This is a genomic window from Flavobacterium haoranii (assembly GCF_009363055.1).
Lineage (GTDB): Bacteria > Bacteroidota > Bacteroidia > Flavobacteriales > Flavobacteriaceae > Flavobacterium > Flavobacterium haoranii.
Genome location: NZ_CP045292.1, coordinates 536,096 through 550,726, shown reverse-complemented (window position 1 = coordinate 550,726; position 14,631 = coordinate 536,096). Strand labels below are relative to the sequence as shown.

Genomic DNA, 14,631 nt, shown 5'->3' with positions numbered 1-14,631 from the left:
TTATGAACGAACTAAAACAGTTTAAAAACTTATACCCAACAACTCAACTCATGTTAGTTTCATTGGCTTTAGGAACATTATTATTAGTAATTCACTTAGTACTCCCAAAAAATGAATTTGTAATAATAACTGGCTACTTCTATGTCGTACTCACTTTCTTAGTAAATCTTTTAGCGGCTGTAATTTTAATAATCAAATTATTTCTAAACCTCAAAGAATATGAAATGTATGTTATTCGCTTACTCATTTTACTAGCTAATATTCCAATAGCGACATTTTATTTATTCATCACATTAAGAACATTATAAACACAAAATCATGGAAAATCAAACAGAAAAAGAAACATTTGAAAGATCAACTTGGTTTCAAACAAATACTGCCAAAATGATGATGGTAGGAATTTTAACTTTAGTTTTATTAATTCCGTTAACATTAGTTCAGGATCTTATTAGAGAACGATCAGAAAGAAAAAATGAAGCAACAATTAAAGTCACAAATTCTTGGGGAGATACTATAAATTTAATGGGACCTGTTTTAAAAGTTCCGTATAAGATTTACTCTCAAACTGAAGAAAAAGATGAAAAAAACTAAAGAGAAAACCATTAAAAAATATGCCTACACACAAAATGCTTATTTCTTCCCATTCGAACTCAATCACACAACAAAAGTTGATAAAGTTGATAAACTAAAACTCGGACTTTATAAACCAATAGTTTTTAAAGCGAATGTTGGTGTTAATGGAAATTTTAAAGAACTCAACTTTGAAAAACTTGGTATTAAACCCGAAAATGTACTTTGGGATAAAGCTACAGTTCAAATTAGAACTTCAAACTTAAAAAGTATAAAAAGTGATTTGTTTATTAAACTTAATGGTAAAAAATTTACTTTGGAAACCAATGGAGAATCTAAAAATAATTTTGATGTTTTGGAAACCAAAAATTTCAACCTCGATTCTATTGCCAATTTAGATTTTAACTTTGATATACAATACAACGGAAGCAATTCAATTGAATTTATTCCTATTGGTAAAACAACCAAAACAAGTATTGATGCCAACTGGAATTCTCCGTCATTTATTGGAAATTATGCGCCACTTGATACAACGAAAAACATTACAAACAAAAGTTTTCACGCCGATTGGAAACTAATTCACGTTAACAGACCTTTTGCACAACAATATACAGAGAAGATTCCTAATTTAAATGAATATTCTTATGGAGCTAAACTAATTGAAACGGTTGATCAATACCAACAGAACGAACGAGCTTCTAAATATGGAATTTTAGTAATTGGTTTAACATTTTTAATTTTCTTTTTAATTCAAACCATCAGTAAAATAAACATTCATATTTTTCAATATACGATGATTGGTTTAGCTTTAATTATGTTTTACACATTACTAATTTCAATAACCGAACATTCAAGTTTTATGATTGCTTATTCCATTGCTGCTAGTTCAGTTATTGTAATGTTGTTATTATATTCGATATCTGTATTGAAAAATAAGAAGTTTCCATTGTTTATTACAGGTGCACTAACGTTACTTTATAGCTTTATTTATGTAATTATTCAGTTAGAAGATTACGCTTTATTAGTAGGAAGTATTGGATTATTCTTAATTTTAGGAGCGGTAATGTATTTCTCAAGAAAAATTGATTGGAATAACAATTAAAAAATAGAATTATGAAAATTGAATTTATAAATAAAAAATATCTAGTTAGTATGATGGCTTTGGGCTACATAATAGCTTTAACTTTTGTTGGTTTCATCATTTTAAGTGTAGATCAACCAAAACCAGAATGGAACGAATATTGGTTTGTGCGACCTTTAATTATTACACCGATTGCTGGAGCTTTTGGAGGTGCGTGTTGTTATTTAATAAACACGTTTTCTATTCAAAATAGTTTTGCGAAACTCTTACGAATACTATTAAGCATACTTGTATTCGTATACTTTATATGGATAGGGACTATACTTGGTTTAGATGGTACACTTTGGAATTAATTAAAAAAGGGATTACAAATTGTAATCCCTTTTTATTTTATTTAAAATGAACCAAAACTGGTAAATGATCGCTTGGATATTTAAAATCGTAAAAATCGTCTATTATTGAAATCGATCCAACTGTTAAACTTTTCTCTTTGGTATAAAAAATATAATCTAAACGAGTTTCAATTTTATCATTAAATTTAAATCCATTCCAAGTGCCTTTGGGTCCATAAGGCTTTTTATTTGAACTTGTATAACTATCAACTAAAGTATCTTTTAAAATTGAAATAACCTTATCATTTGGCTCAGCATTAAAATCTCCTGTTAAAATAAACGGAATATTTTTTTTAGTTTTCAACTCTTTAGAAAACTCAACTAACATTTTCGCCGATTCTTCACGCGCTTTCATGCCCATGTGATCTAAATGTGTGTTGGCAATCCAAAATTTCTGTTTGCTCTTTTTATCCTGAAATAATCCATAGGTTACAATTCGATGACAAGCAGCATCCCAACCTTTAGACATTTCGTTTGGGGTTTCAGACAACCAAAAGGATTTGTATTCTAAAACTTTAAACTTTTCGGCATTATAAAAAATACACGAATATTCTGCAAATTCCCCATTTTCTCTTGGTAAACCAATAAATTTGTATTGCGAAAGATTTTCCAACAAATAATCTAATTGCATTTTCTGAACTTCCTGCATTCCTAAGAAATCAGGCTCGTAATAGCCTATTAATTCGGCTACTTTTTCCTTGCGAAAATCCCAACTGTTTTCACCATCTTCAGCCGAACCCAAACGCACATTATAGCTCATCACACTCAAATCGTTTTGAGCCAAAACCATTGTGGGAATCCAAAGAAATAAAAAAACAAGCTTTTTCATTAGTCTACTTTTATAACTTCTGTTCTTTCGCTAATTCCATTGGCATTAAAGGCTTCAATTTGGAAATAATAGGTATCGGTTCTATCCATTCCTGTAAAGAAATAATCGTTTTTCCCATACACCATGATACTTCCGTATAATTTATCAGGCGATTTCCCGAAATAAATCACATAACCGTCAGCTAAATTGTTTTGTTTCCAACGAATCCAAGAACTTCTTCTTTCGCCAAATTTAGCTTTATCAGCGCGTAAAACCATGAAATTTTCCACTTTTTCCGGAGCTTTTCCATTTCCTTTCCCAAAAACACGGAAACCGCTCAAAGCAAATTTTCCTGTTGGCATTTTTAGGTTTTCCAATTTCAAATAGCGTGCTTTTATTGGCTTTGCCAATTCAATATAATCATGCGGAACATCTGTATTATTTTTGCTTTTATCTACAGCCAATTCCCATTTTTTACCATCATTTGAAGCCCAAATTTTGTACTGATGAAATACACCTTGACTTTTTCCTAAGAATTCTACATCTTGATCGGCATAATTAATTTGGATTGCATTTACAGTAGAAACTTCAACTAAATCGGTTTGAAACCACTCGCCTTTTTCACCTGTTTTGGCACTCCAATAGGTTCTCATGTCTTCATCAACCACATAATTAGGCGAATATCCTCCTAAAGTCGATGAAACTTGAACAGGTTTATTGTAATTTAACAACATCCATCCAGCAAATAAACCTTTAGTAAAATCTTTCCCTTTTGCATATTCCGGAATAAACGTTGGATAATCGCCATAAGCCGTGTTACAATACATGACATCATCTTGATCGAAACCGGCTGGCCAAATCCCTAAACGTCTTTCGAAGTTGTTTTTTTGTCCCAAAATAATAGTAGAAACATGCCACCAATTCCCAAAATTATCCTGATATGTTGCACCATGACCAGCACCACGAGCAAAACCTCCGGGTTTATACGACAACGGATTGTGTTGTTGGTAAGCAAAACCTTCTAATGGATTTGAACTCACGTACACACCATCGGCATAACCACTGAATTCAGTTGCGGGAGCTGCATATTGTAGGTAATATTTGTTTTTGTATTTGGTTACCCAAGCACCTTCCATAAAAGGTTGCAAAAACGTATTATCGCTGTATTCGCCAAAACGTTCCCAACCATGATCTTCAGGCTTTAAAGTCAACATCGGTTTTACAAAACCATCTGATTGTAATGTTTTGGTATTTAATTCGGTTCCCATTAATGGAAATTCGTTACTTGAACCCCAATATAAATACAATTTATCTTTTTCTTCGTCGTATAAAAAACCAGGATCCCATGCTCCTACTTTTAATGTATCGACAGCTATTTGCCAATCGTCTTTTGTTGGATTAGTACTTTTCCAAATTGGAAAATCTTTCTCATGAGTTGAACCATAAACATACATCGTATCTTTCATAGTAAAAATTCCCGGCGCATTTAAATCGTGTGTGTATTTGTCGTCTAAAAGAAACTTTCGGTATACAAATTTCCAGTGCAACATATCGTCACTCCACCAATAGCCTTCTTGATTGGTTGAAAACAAAAAGTATTTATTTTGAAAATTTACAATTACCGGATCGGCTGTGGCACGATGTTTTCCTTGAGCCGAAAAACTTTTAAATGGTGTATATCCGTAATCTACATTGATTGGATTACAAAAGGTTTTTTGCTGAGCTAAACTTAGAAAAGCAAAATGTAAAACGATTACTAAAATAATTTTTTTCATCTTTTTAGATCTTAAAAAAATACCCTTTAGCATTACTACCAAAGGGCACTTTCAATTTAAACTAAACAATTTATTTTACTAACTCAAATTTTAATTTCATTTGGGTATCCGAATTGGTTCCTACAAAAACTTCAAATTCTCCAGCTTCAGCAACAAAATCTAAATTAGAATTATAGAATTTTAAATCTTCCTCAGTCAATTCAAAACTGATGTTTTTTGTTTCTCCTTTTTTAATAGCTACTTTTTGGAAACCTTTTAATTCTTTAACAGGTCTTGTAACAGAACCTACTAAATCTCTGATGTATAATTGTACAACTTCTTTACCATCAAAATTCCCAGTGTTTTTCACATCAACAGAAACGGTAATTTTTCCACCTTTTGATAACGTATTTGACGAGACTTTAAAGTTAGAATAATCGAAAGAAGTATAACTTAAACCATATCCGAATGGGAATAATGGTGTGTTAGGAACGTCTAAATAATTAGAACGGAATTTTTCGAATTCACCTTTTTGTGTTTTTTCTAAACTTAAAGGTCTTCCTGTATTTTTATGATTGTAGAAAATAGGCACTTGTCCAACATTTCTAGGGAATGTCATTGATAATTTTCCTGAAGGATTTACTGTTCCGTATAAAACATCAGTAATAGCAGGACCCGCTTCAGTTCCAGGGAACCAAACATCTAAAATAGCATCTGCTAATTCATTTTCTTCTGTAATCGCTAAAGGACGTCCATTGAATAAAACCAAAACAATAGGTTTGTTCGCTTTTTTCAATTCTTTTAATAAATCTTTTTGTGCTTGCGGAATTTGAAGATTGGTTCTACTACTCGATTCTCCACTTAATTCTGCACCTTCACCTATTGCAAATACAATAACATCCGATTTTTTAGCAGCTTCTAAAGCTTCTGCCCAAAGCACTTCTTTCGCTCTACTATCGCTTGGCAATGGTTTTCCGAAGAAACCTGCTTTTTCAACAAATGCCGGATCATAATCAAAATTACAACCCATAGCATAATTTACATTGGCTTGACCTAATTTAGCTTCTAAAGCTGTTCTTAAGGTAATTGGCGTATCGAAATTAGTTGCTACACTCCAAGTTCCAGGCATGTGTTTTTGAGCAATTGCCAAAGGACCAACTAATGCTACTTTTTGATTGGCTTGTAATGGTAAAACAGATTTTGAGTTTTTCAACAATACAAAAGATTCAGCAGCAATATTTTGCGCAATTTGACGATTTTCTTTTGTAAAAATTTCAGTTTTAGCTCGTTTAACATCGCAATATTTATACGGATCATGGAAAAGACCTAAATCGTATTTAGCTTCTAAAATTCGTCTAACCGCAGCATCTAACTGTGCCATTGGAACTTTTCCTTCTTCAACAGATTTTTTAAGTGTAGTTAAGAAACCTTCACCCACCATATCCATATCAATTCCAGCATTCATTGCTAAAGCAGAAACCGCTTGTAAATCGCCCATTCCATGCTCAATCATTTCGTTGATTCCTGTATAATCTGTTACCACAAAACCATTGAATTTCCATTGGTTACGTAAAACATCAGTCATTAACCATTTGTTTCCTGTCGCCGGAACACCATCAATTTCATTGAAAGACGCCATTACTGAACCAACACCGGCATCAACAGCCGCTTTATAAGGTGGGAAATATTCGTTATACATACGAATGTGACTCATATCAACCGTATTATAATCTCTACCAGCTTCTGGCGCACCATATAAAGCAAAGTGTTTTACACAAGCCATAATAGTGTTGTTGTCCATTAAACTATTCCCTTGATAACCGTGAACCATTGCTTTAGAAATTTGACTTCCTAAATATGCATCTTCACCTGAACCCTCTGATGCTCTACCCCAACGTGGATCACGAGAAATATCAACCATTGGAGAAAATGTCCAGTTAATTCCATCAGCACTTGCTTCTTTAGCTGCAATTTGAGCCGATGTTTTAATATGATTCATATCCCAACTACATGATAATCCCAAAGGAATTGGAAACGTAGTTTCGTACCCATGAATGACGTCCATTCCGAAAATCAATGGAATTTTTAAACGGCTTTTTTCTACAGCAACTTTTTGCACATCTCTAATACGTGCTACTGATTTTATATTGAATAATCCTCCTACTAATCCTTTTTCAATTTTTCCACCAATATCTGAATTGGTAGCTTGACCAGTTGTAAATTCACCAGCACTTGGTAAATTTAACTGACCTATTTTTTCTTCTAAAGTCATTTTAGATAACAACTCTGTTACTAAAACGTCTTTTGAAGGAATTGTTTTTTGTTTATTTTTCTTTTGAGCAAAAGTAGCAGTTGAAAGCAAAACTGTTGCCACAAAAAGACTAATTGTTCTTAGTTTCATTGGTAATTTTTAATTTATTCTGGTTTTAGTTCTTTTTCTGTTTTAACATCCACTCATAGATTTCTGGATTATCATACACTCTTGACCAACTATCGTGATTAGCATCATCAAAAATGGTTAACTCAATATCTTTGGCACAACCTTTTAATTTTTTATAAATATCAATCGAATAGCGTACATCGACTACATCATCAACTAATCCATGGAAAATACGCGTTGGGATTTCTCCAATTTTACAGTTTTCAATCATAGGTACACGATCTACAAAACCAGCAATTGGTACCAAAGCTGCAAACATATCTGGATGCGCAAAAGCTAAATTCCAAGCTCCCCAAGCTCCCATACTTAAACCGGTTAGGTAAATTCTTGATTCGTCGATGTTCTTGTTATCTTTGATTATTTTTTGAATTAATTGGTACAAAGATTCTGGTTCCCAATACACTTCTTTTGGACATTGAGGTGCCAAAACATAAGCGTCAATTTCGTGCGTTTTTAAATACTTAAACGGACCGTGAACTTTTACCAATTCTACATCTTCTCCTTTTTCACCAGAACCATGAAGGAAAATGATTAATGGCTTTTTCTCTTTTCCTTTAGGTTTATGCAAAGCATATTGATACGAATAATTTGTTGAAATCGAGGTTTCAAATTTGGCAGATACATCTTGAGCTAAAATATCATTAAATAAAAATAGGGCAATAAGGGCAATAATTTTTCTCATTAAAATCCGTGTTGAGTTGATGAAAATCCTAAGTTTTGTAAACCTGTTTTTACTTCTGGCGCTTGCATGAATAAATTCCATAATAATCCAGTTCTATGGTTTTCAATCATTGGTGCAATTGTACCTTGATCGATAGCCAAAAATCTTTGAGTTACCCAACTGTATTTAGGTGAAAACGCATCATAAGGTCCGGCAACGCCAACATATTGATCTTTCTTTTCTTCGTATAAATATCTAAGAAAACGCATAGACTCTGTTGGTGTGTAGGGAAATGACGATAATGCTGCTGTAGGTGTAATGACACCAGTATCATTACTTGGCTGATGTGCAGTATAACCTGTAGAACCATCAGAATTACGCGTATAACTAGCCGTTAATCCCCAACATTTATTGCTGTAACCTGTATAATTGTTTGGGTTTGTAACACAATGTTGGTAGATAATTTCTGTATGATTTTTATTTAAATTCCAATAATTCGCATATTGATCTGAAAGACCTCTTGGGTCTAAGCCTAAATACGAATAATGTGCCCAAAATAAAGGTCCGACAGTTCCATTTGCTCCGTTGTGATTAAAAATAAGTGGAATTCCAAATTTAGTTCCAGAACTTACGATGGCACCATTTCTAGCCCAAGCTTGGTGATAGGCTTCATTTGGAATACTATGAGTTGGTGAAGCTGCTCCCATAATATAAGCTGCTAAACATTCATTATATCCTTCTAATTTAAAGTTCATTTGCCACTCATAATTTGGTGACCAATGCCAGTATAATGCATTTTCCCCTTTGGTATACCAATACCATTCTACACCTTTCCATAAATCATCTGCTTTTTGAGCTAATGCTTGCTCTTGAGTATTTCCATTTTTGAAATATTCGCGAATACAAATAAAACTTTCACATAAAAAAGCAGTTTCAACTAAATCTCCTCCATTATCCATTGTTCCGAAAGGAATTACGTTTCCTGTATTTCCATCCATCCAGTGTGGCCAAGCTCCATGAAAACGGTCAGCATTCTCTAAAAAATTTAATGCTGTAGTTAATCTTGCAACAGCTTCTGTTCTAGGAACAAAACCTCTTTCAATACCAACTAAAATTGTCATAAGACCAAAACCTGAACCACCAGTAGTTACGATATTTTGATCGAAAGCAGGATCATTCACAACGTAACGTTCTCTAGCTAACTTACTATTAGGATGAGCGTAATCCCAGAAATATTTAAAAGCATCGCGTTGTACTAAATTCATTAATTCGTCATCCGATAAAGGTGTTGGTTCTGGAGTAGTTGCACCATCACTATTTCCACTATTATCAGAACAACTTACAGAAGAAAAAAGCAAAAAAATAAAAATGTAGTTTAAAATTCTCATTTTGAAATTTTAAAATTTAGCCTGCCAATGATGACAGGCTAAAAAATTATAATTAGTTATTATTGGTATATAAATCTTGTACTTCACTTGCAGATAATGCTGTTGCATACAATCTAAATTGATCTAAACTTCCTTTCCATGAAGAAGATAACCAATCACCAGTAGTAAAACTAGACCCTGGACCACAACCAATTCTGAAGCTTGTTACAGCTGAATTCATGAAATTAATTGGTCCATGACTTCCCCAAGTTTTAGTACCAATTGCAACACCATCTTTATAAAACGTTAAACCAGAAGTTGTTGCATCGTAAACAAATACTAAATGATGCCATTCGTTATCTAATAACCCAGGAATTGATGCTGCTCCTTCCCAAGTTAACCATGTATCTGCAGAAGCTGCACCTGAACCATTATCACCAGTTGCTACAACAACTTTAACAGCACATCCAGAATTATCTCCTTCTAATAATAAAAAGAAATTTGAACCTGACCAATGATATCCATTCTTAACTGTAAAACTAAAAGGATACTCAGGACCATTTGCACCTGTATTATTTTTTGTTTGTCCATCTCTTTTTTCCCAAAGAGAAACTGTAAAGCTTTCTGCAACAGTTGCAAAGTCATTTGCATTTAAATACTTCAAAAATGAACCTGAAGCTCCGCTTTTGAATGCTCCAGAATTAACACCTTCTTCTTGAGAAACAGAATTATCAGGTGTAAAACAAGGATATCCCGATAAATCTTCTGCAAATTTAAATCTGATTAAATCTGCCTCCTTATCGAAAGGAACAAAAAATCTTAAATCTCCTGCAGGAATATTTGCCTCGTCTGTTGGGTAGTCTCCTAAAGCCGGTTCATCCATATTTTGGCATCCAACTAATAAAAAAGTTGTCGCAATAAATACGCTTACTTTTGATAAAACAATTGAATTTATTTTCATAATGAATATTTTTAAATTGGAACAGCTCAAAGAACTGTTCCAAAACAATTATTAATAATTTGGATTTTGAATTAAAACTCCACCAGACTGGTCTATAGCAGATTGAGGGATTGGATAATACTCGTTTCTAGCTTGGTAACCCAATGGTCCTAAAACTGTAGTAGCATCTCCCCAACGAACTAAATCATAGAATCTTTCACCTTCCATAGCAAACTCAATTCTTCTTTCGTGCTTAATTGCATCTCTAACTGTTGCTTGATCTGTTGATGTTACATCTGGTAATACTGTTACATTTCCTCCTCTAGCTCTAGCTCTAACTTGGTTGATATAATCAATAGCTGTTGAAGATTGTCCTAATTCATTTAATGCTTCAGCATACATTAATAAAACATCTGCATAACGCATAATTTTGATATTTGCCCAATGGTTTTTATTTTCAGAAAACTGAGATCTTTCACTTGGTAAACTATATGCTTTTTTATTCCAATAAGGTTGTGCTAATGGAGGAAAATCTGGCACTGTTAAACCATAACCATCTCCTTGACCTGAATAAAGAATAGTTGCATTTCTTCTAGGATCTCCAGTTTCAAAAGCATCTACTAAATTTTGAGTAGGAACATTGAAACCCCATCCTAAATCCCAAGAACCTGTACCACGTACTCCTTGAACTTCCCAATAATTATTTGAATAGTTAACTCCTGCTAAACGCAAAAATTGAATTTCAAAAACAGACTCAGTTGAATTATCACCATCTTGTAAAAACAATTCAACAAAATCATTATGTAAAGCATAACCATAAGTCATTACATCGTTTAATTGATCAATACAGTTTTGCCACTCTTGACGATATAAATATAATTTTGCTAATAATGTTTGTGCGAAACCTTTTGTTGCTCTACCAGGATAAGCAGACCAAGCCGTTGGCAAGTAATCTTTAGCAAACTCTAAATCGCTAATTATTTGAGCATCAACTTGAGCAACTGTAGATTTAGGAGCAATACCATCAGAAGGAACTTCAACTTTATTAAGGATAATAGGAACTTCACCAAAATCTCTTCTTAAATCGAAATAACAGAATGCACGCAGTGCCATTGCTTCTGCTTTAAAACCAAGGGTTGCATTATCTGGATTTTCAATTGCATCAATATCAGTAATAATATCATTGCATTCAAAAATAACGTTATAATGTCCTTTCCAATTCGCTAGAGTAATCCAAGTCTCTGTTGCATTATATTGAAAACCATCAAAAATATTTCCTTGTAAAGAAGCATCAGAAGAAGTACTTCCCTTCATAGCATCATCTGAGCGAATACTTTGAAAGAACAATCTAGGAATATTTGTAACCCCATCAGAAGTTCTCATTAAACCATATAGACCAAATGTTCTTTCTTCAAAACCACCACCTGGTAAATCACCTGCTGCGGCATTACCTAATGGTTTTCTATCTAAAAAATCATCATCACATGAAGCTACTCCTAATGCAAGTAAAGAAGCTAAAGCAAAGAATTTTATCTTATTTATATTTTTCATAATCAATTTTATTAAAAAGTAACATTTAAACCTACAGTAGTAATAACTGGAATTGGGTATGAACCATTATCTACACCAAATTGAGTTGGACTACCACCAAATTCTGGAGTAAATCCTGAATTATTTCTCCAAGTCACCATATTTTGAGCATTTAAGAACATTTTTAAACTCTTAATACTTAATTTATCTAAAAATGAAGCATTAAAATTATATGCTAACTGAACATTTCTTAAACGTAAATAACTACCGTCTTCAACCATGTAAGTAGAAGCCATTGAATTATAACCAGAGGCATCATTAACTTGAGGTTCCCAATTTGAAGTTCCTGGTCCGTTCCATGCATTTAAGCGTGCTGTTCTATAGTTAAATTGAGCATATGTAGAACCATTACCCCAATTTCTATAAACTTCATTACCATAAACACCTTGAAAATCTAATCCTAAACTCCAATTATTATAATTTAAATTAGCTGAAAAACCATAAGTAAAATCTGGAGTTGGATTACCTATATAAGTTCTATCGTCAGCAGTAATTATACCATCACCATTTACATCTTTGAATTTTAAGTCACCTACTCCATAATTTCCAACATTACTTGTAGGCGATAATAATACATCTGCTTCAGTTTGATAAACACCTTCTACAATATAACCATAAAAAGAACTAATAGGTTGTCCTGCAATAGTTCTAGTAGGGTTAGAAAAATAGTCAAACCCATCATCATATAAACTCACTACTTTATTATTCATCGTAGTTAAGTTCCCTGAAATTGAATAATTAAATTTGTCGTTAACTTCATTTTTCCAAGAAGCAACAAACTCAAAACCATTATTTTTAACTTCACCTACGTTACCATAAAACTCATCCGTTGAAGTAGTAATATATGCCAATAAACCATCAGTAGTTTTATCATAATAATTTACTTCTAATGATAATTTGTTATTAAAAGCAGTAGCTTCAAATCCTATTTCTTTTGAGAAAACTGTTTCCCATTTTAAATTTGGATTAACTCTGTAAGCTAAAATATTTGCAGGAACAAGATTTTCACCAAACACAGCACTTTGACCTGATACATAAAGTGGATAAGTTGGATAATGTAATGATGTAAATTGATTACCTTGTTCACCTATTGAGCCTTTTATTTTTAAATAGCTTACATAATCATTTTTAAAGAAATTCTCTTTAGAAATTTCCCAAGCAGCACCAACAGCCCAGAAGTTTTGTGCTTTTCTAATTTCTGAAGAATCATCACGTCTTAACGAAGCATTAACCATGTATTTTCCGTCATAGTTATAAAGAACACGACCTAAATAAGATAAAGTAGCTCTATCCCATTGAGAAGAATTTGACAATCTAGTTGTAGGATCTCCATATGGAAATACATTTAAATACCACCATCTTGGATCATTAGGAATTTGATTTGTATCCACTCCATCTGCATTATAATTTGGTGCATATTGAGAAACAGTACCACTCATAGCAGAAAAATATTCTTCATATCGAGTATGACCTGCTAATAAAGTTACATTGTGCTTTCCAAAAGTATTCTTATAAGATAATGTGTAATCTTGCTGTAAGTTTTGCTTATAATTGCTGTATTGATTAACTTTTGTTAATAAATTAGATCCATAAGCCGTTAAGTCGTCAGATTCTGCAGCATAAACATTAAAAACGGGAGTATATCCTCTACCTTTATTATAATCTAAATCAGCTAAATAAGCTCCTCTCAATGTAAAATGTTCTAAAAATTTTAATTCTGCATAAACATTTGCTACAAAACGAGTATCTCTATTTAATTGTGTACCATTTTTACCTTCCACTTCTAAAAGAGGATTCCCTAATTGTGCACCTCCCATTTCAGTAGGTAATTGATTATATACACCTAAAGCATTATTATAAGGTGCAACAATTGGAGTTGAATTTATTGCACTAGTAAAATTGCCTAATCTTGGTAAACGAGCATCTAAAAAGTTTAAATTAAGACCTAATTTTAAATTCTTTTTAAGTGTTAATTCATCATTTAAATTAGCTGTGAATTTTTTATATAATTCATTTTTTACTAAACCTTCTTCGTTTGAATATCCAAAACCAGCATATATTTTATTATTTTCTGTTGAGTTAGAAAATGAAATGTTATGATTATAGAATAATGCATTATCATTAGCTATAGTATCAACCCAATCAGTATCGGCAGCATATAAATTATAATAAGAGTAAGGAGCTATACCTTGATTTTCTCTTTGCATCTCATATAAAGTTTTGAACTGAGAAGCGTTTGCCATATCAGGTTGTCCTGTAATACTCTTAAAACCAACTGAAGTATTATAATTAATTAAAGTCTCACCTGTTTTAGCTCTTTTAGTTGTAACTAAAATTACACCATTTGCACCACGAGCACCAAATACTGATAATGAAGATGGATCTTTTAAAACTTCTAATGATGCAATATCACTAGGGTTAATGAAATCAATATTATCAGTAAAAATACCATCAACTACATACAAAGGTTTAGTTTGATACAAACTGATAGTTCCTCTAATACGTACATCTGGTTCAGAACCAGGTTGCCCAGAATTCACAACTTGTAAACCAGCTACTTTACCTTGTAATGAGTTAAGAACATTGTTATTTGGTTTATCAGCTACTTCTTCACCTTTAATACTAACTATTGAACCAGTTAAATCTCGTTTTTTTGCAGTACCATAACCAATCATTACCACGTCTTCAAGTTGTGTAACACTTTCCTTTAATACTGCTTGCATATTTTGAGCAGCTTTCATTGTTAATGTTTCAAAACCAATAAAAGTGAAAACAACATCTTCACCCTGCTTTGCTTCAAGAGCAAAATTACCGTCAAAATCTGTTGTGGTATATTTATCAGATTGAGAGGCATGTATGGTAACACCTATTAAGGGATTACCTTGATCATCCACTACATTACCTTTTATCTCTTGTGAAAAAGAAACAAATGGTAAAATGAGTAATGAAATAAATAATAAAATTTGTCTCATTTGTAAAATTTTGTTAAGGTTTTATAGGCTAAAATTACAACTACAACGTTGTATTA

Annotated in this window: 12 protein-coding genes; 4 read left to right on the top strand and 8 right to left on the bottom strand. The window is 32.5% G+C overall.

Going from position 1 to position 14,631, the window contains the following annotated elements; translation table 11 throughout:
- The first annotated feature begins 2 nt into the window (after positions 1 to 2).
- The 4 genes from GCU34_RS02695 to GCU34_RS02685 are packed head-to-tail and all read left to right on the top strand — an operon-like array spanning position 3 to position 2,004.
- Positions 3 to 308: a hypothetical protein gene (locus GCU34_RS02695; RefSeq protein ID WP_072785312.1), complete on the top strand. Its 306-nt coding sequence runs from the start codon at positions 3 to 5 to the stop codon at positions 306 to 308.
- 10 nt (positions 309 to 318) lie between these two features.
- A complete protein-coding gene (locus tag GCU34_RS14195; protein WP_317040839.1) occupies positions 319 to 591 on the top strand; it encodes an inner membrane CreD family protein in 273 nt (90 codons plus the stop codon).
- Positions 578 to 1,672 carry a cell envelope integrity protein CreD gene (gene creD, locus GCU34_RS02690; RefSeq protein ID WP_317040840.1) on the top strand — a complete coding sequence of 365 codons (1,095 nt, stop codon included), beginning with the start codon at positions 578 to 580 and terminating at the stop codon, positions 1,670 to 1,672. Before GCU34_RS14195 ends, creD begins: the two co-directional genes overlap by 14 nt.
- A gap of 11 nt (positions 1,673 to 1,683) precedes the next feature.
- A complete protein-coding gene (locus tag GCU34_RS02685; protein ID WP_072785314.1) occupies positions 1,684 to 2,004 on the top strand; it encodes a hypothetical protein in 321 nt (106 codons plus the stop codon).
- Positions 2,005 to 2,041: 37 nt separating this feature from the next.
- On the opposite strand, the gene GCU34_RS02680 is transcribed toward GCU34_RS02685, so the two are convergent.
- From GCU34_RS02680 to GCU34_RS02645, 8 genes are all read right to left on the bottom strand, one after another.
- A complete protein-coding gene (locus GCU34_RS02680) occupies positions 2,042 to 2,872 on the bottom strand; it encodes an endonuclease/exonuclease/phosphatase family protein (protein WP_072785316.1) in 831 nt (276 codons plus the stop codon).
- Entirely contained in the window at positions 2,872 to 4,626 is a 1,755-nt protein-coding gene (locus GCU34_RS02675; RefSeq protein WP_072785318.1) for a discoidin domain-containing protein, read from the bottom strand. Before GCU34_RS02675 ends, GCU34_RS02680 begins: the two co-directional genes overlap by 1 nt.
- A 70-nt stretch (positions 4,627 to 4,696) precedes the next feature.
- Entirely contained in the window at positions 4,697 to 7,006 is a 2,310-nt protein-coding gene (bglX, locus tag GCU34_RS02670) for a beta-glucosidase BglX (protein WP_072785320.1), read from the bottom strand.
- A gap of 25 nt (positions 7,007 to 7,031) precedes the next feature.
- Entirely contained in the window at positions 7,032 to 7,727 is a 696-nt protein-coding gene (locus GCU34_RS02665; protein WP_072785321.1) for a carboxylesterase family protein, read from the bottom strand.
- Complete coding sequence (locus GCU34_RS02660; RefSeq protein ID WP_072785323.1) at positions 7,727 to 9,094, bottom strand: glucoamylase family protein; 1,368 nt, start codon at positions 9,092 to 9,094, stop codon at positions 7,727 to 7,729. The genes GCU34_RS02665 and GCU34_RS02660 overlap by 1 nt, the downstream gene beginning before the upstream one ends.
- Positions 9,095 to 9,146: 52 nt before the next feature.
- Positions 9,147 to 10,034 carry a LamG domain-containing protein gene (locus GCU34_RS02655; RefSeq protein WP_072785325.1) on the bottom strand — a complete coding sequence of 296 codons (888 nt, stop codon included), beginning with the start codon at positions 10,032 to 10,034 and terminating at the stop codon, positions 9,147 to 9,149.
- Positions 10,035 to 10,085: 51 nt separating this feature from the next.
- The gene (locus GCU34_RS02650; RefSeq protein ID WP_072785326.1) at positions 10,086 to 11,564 is read right to left on the bottom strand and encodes a RagB/SusD family nutrient uptake outer membrane protein; all 1,479 of its coding nucleotides are present in this window, start codon (positions 11,562 to 11,564) and stop codon (positions 10,086 to 10,088) included.
- A gap of 11 nt (positions 11,565 to 11,575) precedes the next feature.
- Positions 11,576 to 14,575, bottom strand: a complete 3,000-nt coding sequence (locus tag GCU34_RS02645) for a SusC/RagA family TonB-linked outer membrane protein (RefSeq protein WP_072785328.1) — start codon at positions 14,573 to 14,575, stop codon at positions 11,576 to 11,578.
- Positions 14,576 to 14,631: the final 56 nt, after the last annotated feature.